17 protein-coding genes are annotated in these 21,175 nt (G+C 40.3%); 7 read left to right on the top strand and 10 right to left on the bottom strand.

Going from position 1 to position 21,175, the window contains the following annotated elements; genetic code table 11:
- Window positions 1-78 precede the first annotated feature (78 nt).
- Both LZF95_RS08615 and LZF95_RS08610 read left to right on the top strand, forming a co-directional pair.
- Window positions 79-843 (top strand): type IV toxin-antitoxin system AbiEi family antitoxin, encoded by a 765-nt coding sequence (locus LZF95_RS08615; RefSeq protein ID WP_233754580.1) that lies wholly within the window; start codon window positions 79-81, stop codon window positions 841-843.
- On the top strand, window positions 836-1,729 hold the full coding sequence (locus LZF95_RS08610; RefSeq protein WP_233754579.1) for a nucleotidyl transferase AbiEii/AbiGii toxin family protein: 894 nt from the start codon (window positions 836-838) through the stop codon (window positions 1,727-1,729). The genes LZF95_RS08615 and LZF95_RS08610 overlap by 8 nt, the downstream gene beginning before the upstream one ends.
- Before the next feature lie 291 nt (window positions 1,730-2,020).
- On the opposite strand, the gene LZF95_RS08605 is transcribed toward LZF95_RS08610, so the two are convergent.
- The 5 genes from LZF95_RS08605 to LZF95_RS08590 form a co-directional block, all read right to left on the bottom strand.
- A complete protein-coding gene (locus LZF95_RS08605) occupies window positions 2,021-2,425 on the bottom strand; it encodes a hypothetical protein (RefSeq protein ID WP_233754578.1) in 405 nt (134 codons plus the stop codon).
- A gap of 8 nt (window positions 2,426-2,433) precedes the next feature.
- Window positions 2,434-3,273 carry an RteC domain-containing protein gene (locus tag LZF95_RS08600; RefSeq protein ID WP_233754577.1) on the bottom strand — a complete coding sequence of 280 codons (840 nt, stop codon included), beginning with the start codon at window positions 3,271-3,273 and terminating at the stop codon, window positions 2,434-2,436.
- A 78-nt stretch (window positions 3,274-3,351) separates the two neighbouring features.
- The gene (locus LZF95_RS27760) at window positions 3,352-3,444 is read right to left on the bottom strand and encodes a hypothetical protein (protein ID WP_368670769.1); all 93 of its coding nucleotides are present in this window, start codon (window positions 3,442-3,444) and stop codon (window positions 3,352-3,354) included.
- A gap of 26 nt (window positions 3,445-3,470) precedes the next feature.
- Complete coding sequence (locus LZF95_RS08595; protein WP_233754576.1) at window positions 3,471-4,202, bottom strand: RteC domain-containing protein; 732 nt, start codon at window positions 4,200-4,202, stop codon at window positions 3,471-3,473.
- A gap of 4 nt (window positions 4,203-4,206) precedes the next feature.
- The gene (locus LZF95_RS08590) at window positions 4,207-5,784 is read right to left on the bottom strand and encodes a terpene synthase family protein (RefSeq protein ID WP_233754575.1); all 1,578 of its coding nucleotides are present in this window, start codon (window positions 5,782-5,784) and stop codon (window positions 4,207-4,209) included.
- Between the two features lie 276 nt (window positions 5,785-6,060).
- On the opposite strand from LZF95_RS08590, the gene LZF95_RS08585 reads away from it, so the two are divergent.
- Window positions 6,061-6,495, top strand: coding sequence for a MauE/DoxX family redox-associated membrane protein (locus LZF95_RS08585; protein ID WP_233754574.1), 435 nt, complete (start codon window positions 6,061-6,063; stop codon window positions 6,493-6,495).
- A gap of 712 nt (window positions 6,496-7,207) precedes the next feature.
- Window positions 7,208-7,489: a DUF6520 family protein gene (locus LZF95_RS08580; protein ID WP_233754573.1), complete on the top strand. Its 282-nt coding sequence runs from the start codon at window positions 7,208-7,210 to the stop codon at window positions 7,487-7,489.
- A 47-nt stretch (window positions 7,490-7,536) separates the two neighbouring features.
- Here LZF95_RS08580 and LZF95_RS08575 read toward each other — a convergent pair whose 3' ends face one another.
- The 3 genes from LZF95_RS08575 to LZF95_RS08565 all read right to left on the bottom strand — a co-directional run bounded on the left by LZF95_RS08575 (window position 7,537) and on the right by LZF95_RS08565 (window position 13,781).
- Entirely contained in the window at window positions 7,537-8,886 is a 1,350-nt protein-coding gene (locus LZF95_RS08575; RefSeq protein ID WP_233754572.1) for a RagB/SusD family nutrient uptake outer membrane protein, read from the bottom strand.
- 279 nt (window positions 8,887-9,165) lie between these two features.
- Window positions 9,166-12,387, bottom strand: a complete 3,222-nt coding sequence (locus LZF95_RS08570) for a SusC/RagA family TonB-linked outer membrane protein (RefSeq protein ID WP_233754571.1) — start codon at window positions 12,385-12,387, stop codon at window positions 9,166-9,168.
- On the bottom strand, window positions 12,387-13,781 hold the full coding sequence (locus LZF95_RS08565; RefSeq protein ID WP_233754570.1) for a TlpA disulfide reductase family protein: 1,395 nt from the start codon (window positions 13,779-13,781) through the stop codon (window positions 12,387-12,389). The genes LZF95_RS08570 and LZF95_RS08565 overlap by 1 nt, the downstream gene beginning before the upstream one ends.
- 879 nt (window positions 13,782-14,660) lie before the next feature.
- Between LZF95_RS08565 and LZF95_RS08560 the strand changes: the two genes are divergently transcribed.
- The 3 genes from LZF95_RS08560 (at window position 14,661) to LZF95_RS08550 (ending at window position 17,147) form a co-directional block, all read left to right on the top strand.
- Window positions 14,661-15,074 (top strand): helix-turn-helix domain-containing protein, encoded by a 414-nt coding sequence (locus LZF95_RS08560; protein ID WP_233754569.1) that lies wholly within the window; start codon window positions 14,661-14,663, stop codon window positions 15,072-15,074.
- A 1-nt stretch (window position 15,075) separates the two neighbouring features.
- Complete coding sequence (locus LZF95_RS08555) at window positions 15,076-15,354, top strand: hypothetical protein (protein WP_233754568.1); 279 nt, start codon at window positions 15,076-15,078, stop codon at window positions 15,352-15,354.
- Window positions 15,355-15,653: 299 nt separating this feature from the next.
- A complete protein-coding gene (locus tag LZF95_RS08550) occupies window positions 15,654-17,147 on the top strand; it encodes a reverse transcriptase domain-containing protein (protein WP_233754567.1) in 1,494 nt (497 codons plus the stop codon).
- 561 nt (window positions 17,148-17,708) lie between these two features.
- Here the strand turns inward: LZF95_RS08550 and LZF95_RS08545 are convergent.
- Both LZF95_RS08545 and LZF95_RS08540 read right to left on the bottom strand, forming a co-directional pair.
- Window positions 17,709-18,491 carry a DUF6602 domain-containing protein gene (locus LZF95_RS08545; RefSeq protein ID WP_233754566.1) on the bottom strand — a complete coding sequence of 261 codons (783 nt, stop codon included), beginning with the start codon at window positions 18,489-18,491 and terminating at the stop codon, window positions 17,709-17,711.
- 92 nt (window positions 18,492-18,583) lie between these two features.
- Window positions 18,584-21,136, bottom strand: coding sequence for a P-loop NTPase fold protein (locus LZF95_RS08540; RefSeq protein WP_233754565.1), 2,553 nt, complete (start codon window positions 21,134-21,136; stop codon window positions 18,584-18,586).
- Window positions 21,137-21,175: the final 39 nt, after the last annotated feature.

Genomic DNA, 21,175 nt, shown 5'->3' with positions numbered 1-21,175 from the left:
TATTAGTTTTTATATTTGAAAGAAAACAAACACCCAATTTCAATGGTTTAGGAAATACTAAAAAAACACACTATTAGTTTGGAAAATGAGCAAAAAATAATCCGCCTACTTAATTCACAACCCCCAGGAGTTGTTTTTTTAAGCTCATGGTTAACTGAAAACGGATATTCCACCCAATTGCTCAATCGATATAAAAAAAGTAATTGGATATATTCAGTTGGCACAGGAGCCTGGATGCGAAAAGGAGATCAACCTACCTATCAAGGAGCAATATATGCATTGCAGCAACAGGCAAATCTGAATATCCATCCTGGAGGTAAGACTGCCTTATCTCTATTGGGAAAAACCCATTATTTGGAACTATTAACAAAACAAATAACGCTGTTCGGGGGAGGCGAAGAAAAATTACCGGCTTGGTTTTTAAAATACAATTGGGGTGTAAATGTAAACTACTTCAGCTCCTCCTTTCTTCCTTCCAGCATAGGATTACAAACTGTGGAACAAGGAGCATTTAGTCTTTCAATATCCAACCCCGTTAGGGCTTTAATGGAATGCCTCTTCCTAACACCCAAAAAGCAAGATATCATCGAGTGTTACGAATTGATGGAAGGCTTGAACAACCTAAGACCGAAGCAGGTAAATGAACTTTTGGAAGCTTGTACATCAGTAAAAGTGAACCGACTGTTCCTATATATGGCAGAAAAAGCGGGGCACGATTGGTTTAAATATATAAATCTTGAAAAAATAGACCTTGGGAGAGGAAAACGATCACTGGTTAAGGATGGTGTCTATATATCCAAATATCAAATCACTGTCCCCAGACCGTTAGAGAATCATGAGTAAATATAAGAAACAAGTCTCCTTATTGTTACAGGTATTGCCAGAAGTGGCAAAGGAGCCGATTTTTGCGCTACATGGAGGTACAGCTATCAATCTATTTGTCCGGGACATGCCTAGATTGTCTGTAGATATTGATTTAACGTACATTCCAGTGGAGGACCGCGAGGAATCCTTTAAAAACATTATTGAAAGACTAGACCATATAAAAATAAAACTGGAAAAAATTCTTCCAGAAGCAACAGTTACCCTTAATGAGGAAACATTGAAACTTCAGGTCACGACCAGAAACGCACAGATAAAATTGGAAGTGAACCAAATTAACAGAGGGATCATGAATGAAACTGTAATGTTAACTCTCTGCGAAAAGACGCAAGAGGAGTATGATGCTTTTTGTGCCATACCAGTGGTTTCAATAGGGCAATTGTATGGCGGGAAAATTTGCGCTGCATTAGACCGCCAGCATCCTAGAGATTTATTTGATATAAAATACCTCTTGGAAAATGAAGGATTTACAGAGGAAATCAAAAAGGGCTTCCTATTGTTCCTTTTATGCAGTAACCGACCCTTACACGAAATGCTTCAGCCCAATTTTATTGACCAAAGGGAAACCTTTTCCAATCAATTTGAAGGCATGAGTACTGAATCCTTTTCCTATGAAGATTTTGAAGATACCAGGGAGAAATTAGTAGAAATTATCCACCAAAATTTAAATGCTAAAGACAAAGAGTTCCTAGTGAGTTTTGGAGTTGGAACTCCGAATTGGGATATTCATAATTTTGAACATTTCCCTGCTGTACAATGGAAATTACAGAACCTTGAAAAGCTAAAAAATAAAAATCCAGAGAAGTTTGAAAATCTTCTTGCGTTACTAAAAAAAGTATTGGATTAATTAAAAAAGAAGTCGCAAGGGATAAGATAAATCTATTGCCTTTTTGTCAAAAAATAGACAATGATAAAATCTATTTTCACCCAAGCTGAATTCGAAATACTTTTCTTGAAAACCGCATCCCACAAATCTCCAAAGTAAGTGTGAAACACACTGATCAGAGAGAGCCTGAAAAAGGCCGCCATGATTGAACTGAGTTGTCACAGCGCTATTGATCAGAAGAGCCAATTTATTCCAGGTTAAAGCTCAAAAAACTTCTGATGTCTAAGTATCATTCCAGCGATCAAATCTGCCTTATCCCACGCAACTCATGGACGCAAGGGAATGAATTTTTGGGATGGGGCAGATCTTCTTGCTGCCAAAGCCCTGTTCCGCCGGAACAAGGAAGTGGGCTGTAGGTTCTGACTCAATTCTTTCAGTCTGTTTATCCCTGTTATTCTTCTCTTTACCAATATCCTTGACTAACGCATACCAAAAAATTAAAATCAACATCCCCAGAATCAACATTGGAATACTCAAAAGCATTAGGAACCCTTCAAAAGTTGATATCAAGACTGCTTTGCTATACCTGGAAAAATGCTGCAACCCACCGGGACCCCGTCTGTAAAATCTCCTACGCTTAATCCATACCCGCAGCGCAAAACCTCCTCCCAACAGACAAATACCTACCGCTAATATAAATACATCTTCCCAAAACATAATTTGTCCTATTGATAACCCATATCCGTATCATCCATGCGCTTCACCAGGCTTTCCTTCAGACTGTCCAAAAAAATAGTCCTGTTTTTCTTTCTGCCACGCATGCTCTGAAAGGTGCGATAGAAATTCCCTACCTGTACATTGAACAGGGACTCCATCAGGGAAATGATTGCCTTCACATCACTCTTGCCATGATTTACTGCTCCCCTGGAATGCAACGCATAAGCCAACTCGATCAAGCTGGATTTTGAATCGGTCCATTCATGCACGGAAACCTCACTCCCTACAGCATCACTACCCATTTCCAGCTTATGGATAATTTTGCGGATATGGTCGGTCAGGCTTTCATAGGCCATAATCTTAGCCAGCTTGCTGCTGTTGACCGTGGAAAATGATGGGTCAAAATCAAAGGAATAGTCACGGATCAGTGACACAGGCATGGAATTCCTCATAAAGAGTTTCTCATCCTGATCACTCTTCCCCAGTTGGTAATAAATGTATAGCTGGTGATTCCTGACAAAGAACTCCTGGATCTGATCCAACACATGGGGGAAATAGCTTTTGATCTGCTCTTTTTTGCCAATTGGCTTTTTCGCCTCTATATAAGTAAGCTCTGAGTAGAAAATCAATTCCTTATAGAGCAATGGCTTGTACTCCTTGAAAAACAGGATCTCTTCTTCCCCATCACGGAATGTATAGCCTGCCATAAATTCCTTCATCCGGATCAATATCGCATTGATCACCTGACAACATCGCTCGGCTTTTTGTATCTCGTTTGAAGTCTCCTTCGCCACCTCTTTCAGCGATAACTCCATCTCCCCAAAAAGCCTTTCTACAAATGCTTTCATATCCTCCTTGGTTTAGTTTCCAGAACACCTCCTGCTCTCAATCAAGAAGCGTCCTGATCATTGGTTCATATCATTCGCTCATTCATTATCTTCATATTCTGCTATAAAAGATTCCAGGCTACTCTTACACCTGTCCAAAAAAAATGTCTTGCTGTTCCGTCTGCCCCGGATTTCTTCAAATGTTTTATAGTATCCTTTTAGCTCTTTGCCAAAAAAAAACCAAATGCCTTTGCCAGCTCAGCTACTGTAATGCTCCCATGATTGACAACCGTAGTGGTTTTAAGTGCATAGATGAGTTCCACCAACTCCACTTTTGAACCCGTCCAAAGTATAGATGTCTGCTGATTAGGCACCGACGGTTTTTCAACTTCCCCTTGGACATCTCTGACTTTCTTGGACAAATAATTCATCAATTTTTCCATTGCTTTTAGCCGTGCAAAATGAAGGGTATATACAGTACAAAAACTAGAATCTATGGTATGGCGGAATAAGTCGGGATATATCAGTGGCGCTTCTGAGCCGCGCAGGAAATAAACTCTATCCAGATAGGATTTGCCCATTATCAGGTAATTATTCAGTGCAGCATAGCGTTGGAAATACTTTTTAACTTCTTCCATCTTACCTGAGTAAAAAAAGTCATCCGATTGATTCACAATTCCAAGCCTTTCTGATTCGATTTGAAAAAGCTCCGAGAAAAAATGGGATCTGGACAGAAACTCTGTCATGTAAACCTTGAAGAACTCAATTTCCTCTTCCTCATCCAGAAATTCCAGTTCTTTTATACCTTCCTTAAGTTCCTGGATAGTTTTGTCCACCAGATAAAAAGAAGACTCTATCATCACCAGCGGATTTGTATCTGAGATGGGGAATTTTGCCAACTCAATATCCAGCTTATTCAAATACCGTTTTGCAAGTTCAATACTCTCCATAATTTTATTCTTCTTTGTTAAACAATCTGTGATAGCGTGAAGTATCGTACAATGACCAGCTCGCTGCGCCTGAAATTTTAAACTCTATCTGCTTAAGTAACTCCTGCTCGGTAGAACTTGCGCTTTTTCTAAAGACCTCCGCTTGCTTAGTGAATTCGAGAAGCGTTTGTCGGTGATATTCGACAATTTCCTCCCGGGCCCGATCTTCCTTTACCTGTTCATGATGGATCTTCAAAATCATCAGATTATGAAAATCCCCAAGCTTTTTTTCTTTTTCATAGGAGAACAGGTCATTTGTAATGAAAATCAATTTGGCAGCTAACGCCCTGATAGCTTCTGATTTGGTAAATGAACCTTTGATCTCGCTGTAATCACAATCCATTGCCAAAGGTGTCAAGGATATGGAGAGCTGCCCTCCAGAGAAAAATGGCCGTTGGATAAGATAATCTTCCATTGTGGGAATAACTTTACGATCTCTGTTTTCCGCCTCCCAGGTATTGGACTTTAGGTATAGTTGGATCTCATTCCTCAGGTAATCCAAATAGCTTTCGTCATAGTTGACCAGCTTGGGCAGCTTCATCCATAGCTCATAAAAAGCATTCCTGTAGGCCATTATGGATTTTGGCAGAATCATGCAGTTATCTCCCTCAAGTACTCCGTAGAACCCACAGGAAATTTCTCCCCATACTTCAGCCTTGATCCCTTCAGGCAACTGATCAGTAAAATCATCCATGGCAAACAGCAGTGCGTACAAGCGGGCTATCCAAGTCAACTTCTCCCAACTTGCATCAGGATATAGCCTTGCCGACAGCCAAGTCAACCTTAATTCCTTATACTTATTCTCCTGTTTGGTTCCCGAGAAAAGCCGGTGGATAACACCCCCCCAAACCAATGCCTGGGCATCCAGTTTATCCACCTCATCATGAATCCTCGACCCAAAAGGATACTTCAAATTGCTTTTATAGTACCGGATTATTCTTTTCAGCTTGGCCTCTGCGTACTCTTTGTTATTGTGTCGTGTTATTGTTTTGCGGTCAACCCCCAGTAGATCTGCCAGCTGTTTTTGGGTAAGTACAGACTCAAATCCCGGATAATGTTTGTTCAATGCTGTTCTGGCCTGCTCAAAAGGCAACAAGGATACTACCTGCCACTTTTCCTCCCTATAGCGAAATAGGCGGTACAATTCTTCAGACAGCTCCTCAAACTGGGGGTGTTTTTCCAGGATTAAATTGGCGTTCTTATAGGGTAAGCGGGTAAATCTTGCCTGCTGCAACACCTTGAATTCAAATCTGCTGGGGAGTTGGTTGGCGTAAGACTCCATTTCCACACAAACATCCCCTTGCACATACAATCTTTCCAATTTTCCTAAATAAAATTTACCTACCATTCCCTGAAGGATAAATCTTGATTCGATTTCTATTGCTCCTGATTTAAGCAACACCCCTCCCGGCTTGGAACTGCCTATCTCAAAATAGGGAGATAGCATAGTGTATTCCTCTTCCGATACCTTCTTCAAGTAATCCAAAAGAGGTTTGAGATGAACAGGAGACCAATCCATATCAATTATCATAACCAATTTCATTTAAGTTAAAAAAAATGGCGGCTCAATATTTACTGGATCTAACAGCTAAAGTCCACGCCATAAATGCTCTCCCCATAAACACTCCCTGCAAAAGAGAAACTTACCGAGGACTATAAGATAAGTTTATGTTTTTCATAAAACCTAGAAAATCAACAAATTATTCAACTCCTAGGCTAAAATTGGGACAATGTCCCATAAAATATTTTTTTTTCACAGCTGTGAAGCCGGTATCCGGTCTAGTACCGAGCTTTAAGAAACGCTAGAAATAGCCTGATTATGATTGCAAAATTGAGTGATAGATTATCAATCCTATTGATCCTTGTATGGACCTATACGGGTCTGGATAAGCTGATCCGCTGGGAGACTAGCAGAAAGGCATTCCACAACCAGACCTTTCCTGCAGAACTTGCAGAAGTATTGGCCTTTGCAGTGCCGTTTGTAGAATTGCTGATTGCCCTGCTCCTGCTCTTTTCGGTCAGCAGATGGTGGGGATACCTCTCAAGTATCCTCCTCCTCACCGTCTTCACCACGTACGTGGGGCTTATCTGGGTGGGAGCATTCCCCCGAGTCCCGTGCAACTGTGCAGGGATTTTGGAGAGCTTGGGATGGGCAGAGCACTTCTGGATGAATCTGGGGTTTATCGGGGTGGCAGGATATGGATTGTGGGCAGAAAAAATAAAGAATATAGAAAGTCAGAAAGCTGAAGTATGAAAGCTGAGATGACCGGTGATAGGTTAAAGAAGTTTAGGGTTAAAAGTTAAAGGTTAAAGGTTAAGCTGGACAGCGCAATAATAATTCAATTGATTTGAATCCAAAATCCTGTAGAAAAAAGCCTGCCGTAGGTAGGCCTGGTCGGTAGCCTAGGGTGGAGACCTGAGGAACGAAGGGCGTAACCCTAGGTCAAAAAAGACCAAAGGCCGTTTCCCCTCGGACATGAGATACAGTGATAAGAAGAAAGCTTGTCCCGAGGAGGTCTGCAGCGTTTGTGAATTTTCGGATTAGAAATCCTACGGTTTGGGATTGGGATTACAAATCACAATCAGCACAATCGCTGTTCACCAGGTATAAACAAAAAAGCCCAAGGCGAATACCTCAGGCTTTTCACAGGTTGTTAAGCTTTAATTACTATAGAAACATATCGCTTCTACGATACAAATTTAACCAATTAACCTAATTAAGCACTAAACCAAAACATGAAGTAGAAAAACGGGCAGGGACATTGGTCAGACCCCCACCCAAAAAATAGCATAAAACAACTGGGATACCCATTTCTCTTAATGGCTTGGGCTAAGAGACAAGCCAATGCCGATGAACATCCCGAGGGAGAAGCCGAAAACCCCAATCAGAGTAGGCACTTTAACCCGCCCGGAATGGGCACCTAAACGTTTTCCCTGTTTTTGATTGTTAAAAAACAGGACACTATATGAAGAAGCTCGAGGGCAAGTTGCCCCTAATCGCGTTTGTTGTAGCTGCCTTCGCGGCAGTTGCTTTTACCTCTCCGAATGAACTACCTGGTAATTCCACCATGGTCTGGGCAGAGGACCCTTCAAATCCCGATACCTATATTGATGTCACAGATATTGTAAATCAAAACCAGTATCGATGTGAAGCCTCCTCTCTGGAATGTAGAGTAACATTTACAGATGATGATCCCATCAATGGAGAAAAGACTGTTTTGCAAACCGGTGAGTTTGTAGAACTTTAACTCTAACTATACTTACCCAAGGCCGATATACCTTGGGTATTTATTTTTTAACGTTGGTTTTGTTCTATTCCGCTTCGTAGGATTTCCTGGTCAGGAATAGGATAAACATAGGCAGCGCTGGTTGGCTCTAGGTTATAAATTATACCACCCACATCCCGTTGGACGCTTTTAGCCCATATGGCTTCCTGATTCAGTCTTCTCAGATCAGACCAGCGTGTCCCTCTTCCTACCAGTTCCTTTCTTCTCTCCAAAAGAATCCTTGCGAGTAATTCCTCCCCCTCCAAGTCCAGTATTTCCCTATATGAATCGTCTTCATATCTGAGGGATAACAACTCTCCCAGCCAAGATTTTGCTCTCCCCTCATCCCCTAGCCGTAGGTTTGATTCTGAAGCAATCAAAAGATTCTCTCCCACCGTAAGCCCTCCAAAGAATGTAGATGAACCGGTATGATGCCCGGTCAGCCGATGGTTTCCATCAGCATTGGTCTGAAAATAATACCGAAATCTCAAGTCTGCCGAATCATAACTTTCAACCAGCCCATTATCCACGGTAAACAATTGGGAAAACATCACTGATGTACTCTGAAGCTGAGTATAATAAATGGTCTCGGCGTTAAAGAGGGAGAAAGGTAAGGATATACCTGAGTCAATGTCATTGAAATCCATCCGTTCTGTATAGAAATCCAAAGCAATTTCTGCCGACTGTGCTGCCGCGGCATAATCAAATACGGACAGCTGAACCCTTGCCAATAGGCTTGCAGCAGCAGCTTTATTAGGACGGGTTTTATACTCCACATAATCAGGCAAATAATCCAATGCAGTTTCTAAATCTTCTATTATTCTGGTATAGCTTTTCTGAAGATTTGCCCTTTCTGATGGCAGGTTTATATCAGGATCGTCTCTTAGTACTATGCCCAAAAGCTGTTCATTTCCTCCTTCCAACTGATAGGGAGGCGCAAATGTCTGCAACAATTGATTATAAGCCATGGATCTATAGAACAAGGCGGCTCCTTCCAATTCATAGTAGTATTTGTCCCTCTCTCCGGTGTACTTTCCCAAGGCGTCCAAAGCCACATTACTGTAAAAAACAGCTTCATATGGCTGATTCCAATCTGTGGATGTTCCTGTGGGAAACAGTTCTTCTGACCAGGTATAAGCTCCCTGTTCCGTAACACTTGCACCCGTAAATGCTTCCTCTGTCATGCTGAATTCATCCGCAGCCAGTAAGGGGATAAATCCCTGAAAGTTGAACACCACGTTGTTGTCCAAGAGGTATTGCACATCTTCCAAGGTTCGAGGCACCAACAAACTTTGATCCGGCTTGGGGTCTAGGTAACTGTCGCAGGAACAAAACATCCAGCTAAATACAGTAATTAGTAGTAAGTTATAATTTTTCATATATAGTATGATTTTAAATGATTATCCGCAACCATGCCTGTAACCAAAATCTTTGCTCACCGGGTCGGTAGATCGAAGACGGGTGACCGAAGTGGTCTTGATTCTAGAGTTTACCATTATTATAAGGTTTAGATCCCTGCTGGCAGGAAAGCGCATAATCACATTATTGTTAAAAAAGGGGCCGGGGTAAACCTCCGGCAGGCCGGTAATCATCAGAGGGAACCACCCCTCACCTTATGAAGAAAGCTTATGGCCTTTTCCCTTTATTCCAGTTTATAGTTAGAAATCAAATTGAAGTCCTGCCGCAATACTTCTCAGGGGTTTGGCAAAACCGAAATCAGGATCCAACCCGCTTTCGGTAGCCTTCCAGATCATTCCCAGATTATTGGCATAAAGGAATAGCCCCGCATTTCGTATACCGGAAAGAAATCCCCGTGACTTGCCAAACTGATAGCCCAACCGGATATCCTGGAGCCGGATATGATCACCCTTCTCCACCAGAGATGAATTGTTTCTATAAAATTGATCCCGGAAAGAATCTCTTGCCGACGGCATAGCAGGTATTTGGGTAGTGAGCTCATCACCTGGATTTCTCCACCTCAAGGCAAAATCACTGTGACCACCCCTGCCCAGTAAAATAGGATCGTATTGCACGGATTCCCTTCGGAAGAAATAGCCAAACCTGTAACTGATATTCACCGAAAGACTGAATCCCTTCCATGCAAAATCATTTCTGATCGCTCCAAAGGAGGTAGGCCTGGCCGGGCCATGGTAGATTATGCTCTCCAAATCCGCCGAGTTGATCAGCTCCCTGTAGTCCTCACTGGGCTGTCCGTCCAGCATCCCCAATGGATTGCCGTTTTCTGGATTGAGCCCGGCCCATTCCAGGCTGTAAACCCCGAATAGAGGCCTTCCTTCTATTGGGTAATATTCCCCACCCCTTCCTGCCATACTGTAATTGATCAGGTTGTTTATAGACACCTCGGATTCATAGCGGGTCACTTCTTCTTTCAATCCGGAGATCAAAAAGGTCGTGGACCAAGCGAACTGTCTCTGGATATTTTTGGTACTCAGCGTGAGATCATACCCCAGCGTCCGGGTGGATGCGTTGTTTCCCCGAAACGTAGTGATCCCCGATGAAGGAGCGTAAGGCGACTCCCCGATCAGATCAAGTCCTTCCTTTTTATACAATTCCAGACTTCCTGCTATCCGGCCTCCCTTGGACTCAAAATCCATCCCAAGGTTGGAGATCTTGATTCTTTCCCAGCGCAGATCTGCATTGGGAGCATTCCTGATCAACGCATAGCTGGCAGGGATAAACGAGTTGAAGGAAATCAACTGTGCCGTGGTAAATGCTGTGAGGCTTCTGTCCACATTGCCATTGTATCCGTAACTGAATCTCAGCTTCAGGTATGCAAGTTTATCCCAGCTGTAAAAATCCTCTTCAGACAGCGTCCATCCTGCCCCGGCAGACCACAAGGGCACTGCACGCTGATTGGTCCGTACCCCAAATAAATTCGAGGCATCCCTTCTCACACTTGCCGTCAGCAGATACCTGTCCCGGTACGTTACCGACGCATTGGCAAAGGCGGCATAAAAGCGATCCGTCAGTTCTGATATATTGTCCACATACGGCACTCTGGCGGTGCTTCTTGGATTGGTGTAGCGGGGGAAAGGATTGATATAATCAACAGGCTGAACTGCGGACAGCTCGGGATTATAGCCGTAGTAGCGGTTGGAAAAGTTCATCGCATGAAGGGACTTCAGTTCCGCGCCAAGGAGACCATCTACTTCAAAATCCACTCCCAGATTTTCATGATAATCCAATAGCATTCTGGCCGAATGACTCTGCGACTTGCTTTTCCGTACATCATAAATAGCCCCATTGGGAATGACATAGGCTAGGTTTCCTCCTTCATCCGCCTGGGTATATAAATTGATCAGGTTACGGGCAAAGTAGCTGTCTTCCGTATTGAGTGTTTTGTTAAAGCCCTGATTTTCCCAATACTGATACAAGGCCGAAATTCCCAGCGCATTGCTCAGCTTGTACTTGCTTGCCAGATTGATCCTCCAGTCATTTCGGGCGGACTCAGCCACACTTTTTCCATACTCCTCCAAAGGCCTAAAAGCCCAATCCAATAATCCCCCGGTTTCGGCCTCCCGTTTGAAAATGGAATTGTACTCCCGGTAAACTTCCAGCGGATTTCCTGCTTCATCAGCCAGTCTGGCATAGGGATACATCGCTGTGGTGGAAGAAAAAACCAGGTCACTTGGACTCAGCTGTGCATCCTCTCTGGTCGCTCTCGTACCGTAAAAGCCAAGATCCACCGTGAGCTTATCATCGAGGAGGGAAAAGTTGTTTTTCAGGTCCAGCGTAATCCGCTGATTTGAATTGCCCTGAATTTCTTCCCTGTTTCGGTCATAGCCCAGTCCCACACGGTATCCGTGGATCTTACTCCCTCCGGAAATACCCAGGCTGTACTGCTGGTTCAGCTGGGGCTGGTATAGATAGCGCTCCAGGTCATTTCTCTGATCATAGCTTCTAAACTGCGCCAGTCTGCTTTGTGCTTCCTGCTCTGAGATCATCCCCTCCCTTTCCATAAAAAGCGTCTCCACTACCGGAGTCACCACCGGACGGTTGGCATTGGTCAACGTACTGTTGTAAAAACCGCTTTCAAAAAGCTGGGTTTCCACATCGATGTAATCATTTACTGAAAGGTTAGGGGCAAGAAAAGGATCAGTGGGCTCGATCCAGTTGGTGTTGGCCATCAGGCTCACCCGCATGGGCTCTTGGGTTCTCCCGGATTTGGTGGTGATCACGATCACGCCATTTCCTGCCTGTGCACCCCAGATAGAAGCGGCAGCCGCATCTTTCAGAACGGTGATGGACGCCACATCATTGGGGTTGATGTCTTCCAGACTTCCGTCAAAGGGAAAGTTGTCGATCACAATCAGCGGCTGGTTGAACCTGCCCAGTGTGCTTCTCCCACGGATGGAAATAGGATCCCTTGCCGAATCCCCCGTGCGGTTGAAGACCAAACCCGGGGTCACATCCTCCAGCCTGTCCAGAATATTGGAACTCACCCTACGCTCCACCAGCTCCTGATCCACCTGTACAAAGGAACCCGATGCCCTGGATCTCGGGATTTCCTGATAGCCTGTTGCCAGGATCTCTACTTCCCCCAGCTCCAGGTCTGCCGGAGCCATGCGGACCACCAGTGGGTCTGAGACAGGAACACGGATATCCACCGATGTCTTACCATACCCCATAAAACTAAACTCTAGCGTATAATCTCCGGGATCAAGCTGCAACCTGAATTCTCCTTCATTGTCCGTTACGATTCCATTTGTCTTTCCGGCTACCCGCACCGCCACCCCGGGCAGCCCCAAATCGGATTCTGAATCGAGTACCTTGCCCGACACTTCCAAACGGGTCTGTGCCTTTATCTGCTGCACCCCCATCCCTAGGAGGACCAGTAATAGTAGTATAGTTCTTTGCATCAGTGTGTGGGATTAATTTTAGTAAGAATCAAAACAGGAATCTCCTCCTCCCGCCGCACCAGATCAAGTCCGACTTTGCGGAAAGCGGCAGTAAGTTCTTCCACCTTGGAGAAATTGCCCTCCAGCCGGATATCGATGGGATATTCTATGCCAGTCTTATCAATCAGCGGATAAGGCGAGCGCTGGAGAAAGTAGAGGTTCATCTGGTAGATCAGCCCGGTAAGCAAGGACTTTTGAAGGTCGGCTTCATATGGCCTTACCCGGTAGTGTTTTTTATCCGCTTCCGAGGGCGGGTAGCGAAATCCTTCCTGCTGCACAAGGGCGAGCACTGTCCTTTTCCTTGGCTGCACCTCCGCTTTGATATGGGGGAAGTAGCGCTTCAGATCCTGGCGCATGAGCGCGTATTGATCCACTCCCGGCGGAGCGATGAGTTCATAGCCAAATACCTTATCCCCCTTCTCCATCCAGGCGATATAGTCCAGTCCGGATTTTCTGCTGTCGAGCTCCTCTTCATCAAAACCTTCGGCAATGATCCTGTTGCTGGAAAAGAAATTGGCCAGATCCCTGCCCGTGTATGCTTGTCGGTAAAGCTTGATAAGGGGGGAGTTTACCATCAGGATATGGGCACCATCCTCCCGGGAATCCAAGGTGGAACCGGGCACCCCTGGTATATAGGAGGTGAGGGCAGATTGGTAGCGGATGTTTTTATTGGGGATATGGCTGTTTCCGCTGATCAGTCTTTCATCCATATCCAGCGAAACCTGCTGGTCCACCTTGGTACGGAAATCAGCGGTGCCGTCTGCAAGCAGTTCACTGATATGCTCTGCGGTGAAATCTTGTGCCCCGGTGATGGCCACCACTTCGCCATGTGGATCTATAATCACCAAGTGCGGAAAGGTGACATGTGGAAATATTTTTCTGAGCCTATTATCCGCTACGATCAGCGGGAAACCCAACTGCTGCAGTACAGGGCGCAGCTTCATGGACTCAATTACTTCCTCTCTTGGCTGGTAAGTAATCGGGAGAATCTGTAAGCTATCCTCAAATTGCCGCTGCAGCTTATCCAGCTCGGGGAGAAAGCCAGAACTGGCCGTACACCAGGTAGCCCAGAACTGAAACACCAGGTACTTCCCTTCAAAGTCCTCCAGTTTGAGTTTATCCGAATCGTACTGCAATACATCCGAGAACTCGATCCCCTCAGGCATCTGGTCGCCAATGGACAAAGTATCGGAGCGGGTGACCCCGCCCCGATGGGTGCCTCCTTGTTCAGGGGAGACGTGGGGCTGCGACCTATGAAGAAAATCCGCCCCGGGTGAATCAGCAACTTGTGCCGTTAGTGTGCTTGTGGGAAGACATAGCAGTCCCACTAAGCAGATGAGTATGTTTTTTTTCATGAGATTTATAATTGTTTTTTAATGGCCTCATGGAATGCCTTCAACTGAGATAGAATTAGACATAGCTATCCTGCTTCAGGCATTTCATGTGCTTTTTGTTTTAAGCTGGAAGACCGAAGACCGAAGAAAGTGGTCAGTAGGCAGTCGCAGTCTTCAGGTCATTTCGACGAGGTACGAGGAGAAATCTCAGTCCCAATAGGCAGTCTCAGTGTTCAGAAGGGAAGTGCGAGAGATCAAAGCTCAAAGCTGAAAGCACTATCACGAACGCTTGATTCATGACTCTTGACTCTAGCTTCTTGCCTCTTGGCTCTTCTACCCTCTTGATACTAGCTACCTGATACTTGATACTATCTAGACACAAGAATCCCACCTCAGTCTATCCGACCAACCAGCATTAATTAATAATAAGATGTAATGTGTCAGCTCTACCAGCTATCCATAGCTTGCTGACGTGCGTATGCAGTAACCGATCTGCTCAGGGATGTGCACCTCCCCTTAATCGGTCTTAAAAGTAATCCTATCTCAGATCGGATTCTTGGGCTTCAGGGGATACAGGCGATCTGATGCGATAATGCCCTGTTCCACTGGGAATAGATTAATAGGTAGAGAGCAAGCTTTATCCTCTTGAAAACTAAGCACACCTAAGTGATTCCTCTGAAAGAAAATCCAACTATATTTACGTATGTGACTGGTTTGGGACATTTACTGTCTAACTTTTCTTGATGAAAATCCTGATTTATACGCTCTGTAAGCAGAATGTTTGCTATATTGAACTAAGTTTCAGCTATGAACAAATATTGGAATATCAATTCTCTCGAAAGGGGTTTTAAAACTGTAAACAAGAGGTATTTGACCTAATTCACTCTATAGACGCCTAATATGGAACAACCACAGAGAATAATGCGAATACTCAGAGAATCCAACGAATACTCCCAAGAATATGTGGCGAATGTTCTGAACATTAACCAAAAAACCTATTCAAGTTTGGAATCTGGAAAGTCCAAATTAACGGTAGATCGAATTCAACAACTAGCCGACCTCTACCAAGTGAAACCAGACTATTTCTTGGCAGAGGACCTTCCTGTGATAAATTTCAATAATACTGGCCCAAAAAGTAATAGCAACAGTGGTTACATTAATACTTATATTAATGAGAAAAGTGCTGATGCGTTCTATGAAAGATTGCTCTTGGAAAAAGACCTGCAATTAAAAGAAAAGGAATCTCAAATCTCCTTATTAAAAGAGATGATTGAAATTTTAAAAAGTAAAATTGACAACCTTATATCGAAATAAAATGACAAGTGCTGGAATTATAATTAATACTCTTCTATTAGATAAAAATCTAGACCTTTCTGAGGTTGCAAAAGGTTCTCATATTCCTAAGGAAGATCTTGTGGCAACAATAGATGGTAAAAAGAGGTTAACAATCGAAAATGCGGTTAAGCTTAGTAAATTCTTTGAAATTCCTGCAGAATTTTTCTTTACTGAAAGCGCATTAGTCAATCACAATAATGTTGGGGAAAGAAGTAATAGCAATAGTGGCTTCATAAGCACTTATAACAATAATGACTGATAATCAACTAGCTAAAACAAATTGACCCGCTGATAGAAGATATATGAAAGGTTCCTCAAACTACGCTCATTAGGTATTAAAATTTAGAAGATTTTGAAAAACACTAGATATTTTCAATTAAATTGTTATTACTAATCTGCTCTTATGGAGCTAACGGATTGCACTACAGCCCATTTGAAAATCATTTGAGCAAGGTATGGTTGTTTTACTTAAAAATGACTATTAATTAAGAGCTTACTTTTAATTGTGTATTCCGTGGATTTGCCTTGCTTCGGCAGGGCAATTTTGTTTTATTAATTATGGAAAAATTTCTTCTTAAGGACATAGAAAAGCAAGCAAAAGAATTATGTGAAAAATATAATTCTTATCACAATTTTATTCATTTGTCAATTGCCCGAAAAAACAAGAATTATATAGTACCTACTTCTAAAGATGTGAGGATTCCTCTAGAGTGGAAAAAAGACAAAAAGTATAATCCATTTTATGTTTATAAACGAAAAAAACAGATAGCAAAAGCAGTGAGCCAAAAAATTTTAAAAGGCACGTACGTTCCAAACAAACCCATAACTAAGGAAATTCCCAAACCTAATGGCGGTAAAAGATTAATAAGTATATATCAAATTCAAGATTCCGCAGTATCAGATCGGTTTTACCATAACTTATTAAGCAAAAACAAACACAGATTCAGTTCGTTGACATATGCTTACAGAAACGATCGAAATATACACTATGCCATACAGGATATTGCGAATGAATTAAAGCAAGTACCACGAATTTTTGTTGCAGAGTTTGATTTTAGTGATTTCTTTGGTTCTATAAATCATAAATACTTATATACTCAATTAGATGAAAATGCATTTTTGTGGAGTGAAATGGATATGAAAATAATAAAGGCATTCTTGTCTGATCGAGATAAAGGAATCCCATTAGGAACATCAATTTCTCTTTTTTTAGCTAATGTGGTATGCTGGAAACTTGATCGTGCATTGGAAGATCTAGGCGTTCGATTCGCAAGATATGCTGATGACACTATAATTTGGTCAAAAGAATATTCAAAAATATCAACAGCATTCGAAGTTATAAACAATTTTGCTATTGAGGCAGGAATAGCTATTAACTACAATAAGTCAGATGGCATTTCTTTACTTCAAAGCAAAAATATTAGCTCTGAATTTTTAAATACAAAGGAATTTGTCGAATTCTTAGGTTATAAGATCTCAACAGATAAAATCAGTATTAAAGACAGATCAATCACTAAAATAAAAAAGCAAATCACTTACCTCTTATATAAGAATCTCCTTCAACCGCTCAAGCCCTCTGAAGTCCATTCTCGAAATTTTCCTGAAAACGGAATTGATAAGAATTTCTTAAGTGCTATAATGGAGATTAGAAGATATTTATATGGAAATTTAACTGAGTCATCTTTAAAAAAATATATTAATGGCACATTTAAAGTACTAAGATTTAAGGGAATCATGAGCTTCTATCCTTTAATCAATGACATTGAACAACTTCAAAATCTTGATAAATGGTTACTTTGTATGATTTCGAGTACTTTAAATAGACGTCAAAAAGAATTAAAAACAATTAATCCTAGTTGGAACAATAGACAATTTCCATTTAACCGCCCTACAGATGTTCTTTTAGAAGAATGTAGAATTACTTTAGTAACAGGAAGAAAAGGCTTACTTAAAATCCCTAGCTTTCTTCGAATTCACAATGCGATTCAAATAGGTTTGAAAAATGAAGGTATTGAGCGAGTTATGAATCCACATTCAGGTTATTACGAATAGTTTTAATGGTTCTACCCTTAAGTTAGTGGAAAACACAAATCCTAGTTGGTATAAATAAGGAATGCTATCGAGTTAATCCCGTTTAAAGGCTCAAATAATAGCATTCCTTTTAAAGTATCTACTGTTGCTCGTACTTGTTTGGGTCTGTCTTCCATTAAATTCGTGGTAGAACCGTTTTAATCAATTGGTGAAATTTCAAATATCAATATCTTTTAATTACAAAGTCTGCTTCCTAAAAAAGAAAAACATTATGATTATAATATTCCAAAAACTCCATATGCGGATGAAATTTCCGGGGAAGTATATTTTTTTATTTATATTGGAGTAATGAAATCGTTAAATTCACTTTTCTTAATCTTATCAAGTAACTTATCCGAAAACTTAATTTGATAATCAGGAGTAATCATTAGCCCTCTGTCAAAAGCTTCATCTTGAAGTACATTTAAGCAAAGTCCATTTGCCGGGTTAGTCCGGTGCTCAACTCCTGATGACCATGGAATGATATTTGCCGGATTTACCTTTCTCTATACTGATTATCTTTTTCTATTTATAACAAGTATTTTAAACAAAATTTACATTTCGAAATGGAGCATTTCTTAGATATGGGGTAGCATTTAGCCAAGCTCCATCTATATTATCACAAGCTTGTTGTAACATTAAAAATAACATCAAAATACTACCATTTAAGCAATCCGACATGGTATAAATACCTCTAGCCGGTTCATTTTGCCTTCTTAAGGTTAATGGAGTGTTATCTAGCACAATAAAACCTTTATTAAGAATAAAGACACCGTCTAATGCTGTACCCGGTGTTTTTAATCTGTTTTTTTGAGTCCAACTTGGAAAGGAAACTCCAAATTTACGATGGCTATTTAATATCCATCCATGTACGGTGTTAATTTGTGCAGGGCCATTGTATGCAACAATATAATTCAGAATCTTAGGAGGTACCCACCCAGCTTGGAATGATCTTTCTACATTCGGAATCAGTAATTTAGCATTATGAGCTGCTTCTAACGATTGATTAATTGCATTACTAATTAAAATGGATTTGACTTCAATTGTAGCAATTACTGATTCCGCTAAAAAACCAGATATCCCACCTCCGAAATCTAACTTTGGATAATTTTTCTTATAAATAACAATATCAAATTGATTCCTTGGCTCACGAGGTTGGGAATTTGAATCTATTATTTCCCCTGTTCCAATTGCAACGTTTGCGCTTAAGTGACCTTCTAGAAATTCTTTTATGAATGTCTCACGTGGAGTACCCCTATGAAGTGTATGTCCAGAATTTGCAGGAATTTGAGCAATTGAAAATAAATTATTTTCAATTGCAGCCATATGAGATTTTAGCATTGAATGTATATTGAAGTCAATTATCGTTTTTAATACCTTTAACAGGTTTTTTGGGGGGGCATAATGCCTTAACAATATCAAATAGAAGTTATACCTTTATTAACTAAACTTTCAAAATTAAACTCAACAGGTGAGAACCCTGCATTTTCTAACTTTCTGTAAAAATCCACAAATTCAGATTTCGTACTTTCAGAGGTATTTTCAGAAGCTCTAACGATTCCTAAAAGTTCTTCTTTGTCTATAAAAATTTGTTCAAACACCATATTAGATATTGAGTACTTATTTTCATCATGCATTGAATTCTGAATAATTGATTTCAAAAAGGCGGAAAGATCACATATAAATAATGCTCTTTTCAATATGGCAATAGAGTCATCTACCAAATAGCCAAAATCATCATCATTTGCCTTACCATCATCTTTATTGAATTCCCTAATTCCCCAAAACATCCAAACTACTTTTTCACTTAAGCCATGATTAGAATTAACTAGTTCTTTAAAGTACCCCACCTGTATTTGGGAAAACTCTCTTATTGTCCCATAATCTTCAATTTTTCTATTTCTCTTTATTTCAAAAATTAATTGATTCAAGAAGAAAAGCGAATTTTCATAATTACTAAACAATCCTTTTATAAATTTTTGATATTTAGTAGAATAATTGGCATACAATTTCTTTAAATCACCTGGATAGTCAGATAATTTATCAATAAGAATTTGATACGGAAACGCCGTAACACCTTCATCCTCTGTATAACGTGATGCTAATTGAAATAAAATATTCAGATAATTCTCGAATTCCTGTTTAGACGAAAATCTATCAACTATTAAAAATCTTTTAATAAGCTTTTCCCCTAGTCCACGATTATAGGAATCCTTTACAAAGGTGCCCAATTGTTTAATACCCCCCTTCAAGGCAAACTTAAATTGCCGTTCGGAGAGATCCATTTTACCTAAAAAATATTTGAAATAAATCCCAAAAGCAGCAGGATTAGTAACTGAATTTTCTCCCTTCTGTTTAGAGCTGAAAGGCCCAGAAAATAAATGTGAAAACAAATTGAAAATTAGAAAGGCATCAGAATTAGAAAAATCGCTGCCACATGCCGTTTTCAAAACCTGAGTAAAAGCTACATGACTACCCTCTTCATTAATACTAATCTTTAAAAAAAGTCTTTCTTTATATGCAGCAGCGACTTGCTTTTTTATCAGGAAAAGCTCTTTATGCTCATATAAAGCATCATATACACCCGGATATTTAAACTTTAACAATTCAAGAAAAAAGAATTCCTTAAAAACGATTTCATCTTTAATAAGGGGGTAAGAAATAATCAATGAATTAACAAATCGAGTAACTCCTCTCGCATTTTCAAATATACCTTGAAGTGACTGTTCATATTCTAGTTCAAAATAATGAGGTAAAATATCATGGTCAAGTTCATTATAGTCTGAATCATCCAAAATTAATTTCAATCGATCTTTTAAAACATCGTAGACTTTATCAATTTCAATTTTAGGAAGTGGAACTTCAAGTTGGAAGATTTTTTCCAAATAAACATCCTTATAACTAAGATTTATCTTTTCTAATGAAGTAATAGCATATTCTCTGTCAAAAGCTACCACATAATAAAATTTAGAAAAATTGACTGTATTACGAATAATTCTAAATATATCCCATACTTCTAATGGTTGAAGACGATCCAAATCATCAATAAACACGATTATTTTACGGTCAAGCTTCTGTAAAATTAATTCTATCCTCTCCCTCTCATTAATCGCTTGACCAAAAATAAAATGAGAAAAAAGATGCATCCTTCCTACCAGAGAAGTCATTCCAGGCTCTAATTTTGTAATTTTTTTTAAATAGGATAACAAAACAGCGGACAACGTAGGTTCTACTTCAGCCAACTTTTCGATTAATTGTTCGAGAAAGATTCCCGCAAGATCTGCCTTGTTATCAAAAGACCATGGATCGAATTGAATTTTAATGATTAGATCATCATTACCGTATTTATTTAATCCATTAGATATTAAGTTTATAAAGGAAGTCTTCCCACTTCCATATGGTCCATTGACACTAATTGCAAACGAAGAGTTAGTAGAAGAACGTACGATCAAGTCAGCGATCCTATTAGCTGTAACTTTTCTATTATAAAAATCATCCGCTTCGTAAAGTATAGGATCATCACCTATAAATCCAGAAGTTTGAATTTCGTAAATTTTCTTATTAGGTTTCTTTGAAATAAGAAAATTATAGATAGAGCAAATTAAAGACACAAAATAAGTCAAAACAAAAACATCTATGTACCCAATAAAAGGAAGAATCTTCAAGCAAGTAATCACCCAAATATCACTAAACCTAAAAGCAAGTAAAATTGGAAGTATAATTTTAAAAAGACTTATTTGAAAAGTAATCTCTGACTTTCGATAAAGAAAATACCCTAGCAATCCAGAAGTAACAAGAAAATAAGAATCAGTAAAATAACCCGAAGGAATCTTAGAGAGAACTTTATCAACAATTATCCAATTAACTAAATTAGAAATTGGATATTGAAAAACATATAAAGTTCCGAATAAAATGAATTCGAAAACTATGAATTTCTTTATACTCCACTTTGAAAATAATTGAGATCTCAATTCTGTTTTGCTTTGGTACTAAAAAATTAAATCATTATT

Origin of the sequence: Algoriphagus sp. AGSA1 (assembly GCF_021390545.1) — a bacterium.
Lineage (GTDB): Bacteria > Bacteroidota > Bacteroidia > Cytophagales > Cyclobacteriaceae > Algoriphagus.
The sequence above is the reverse complement of the archived record's forward strand: the minus strand, read 5'-3'. Positions and strand labels throughout refer to the sequence as shown.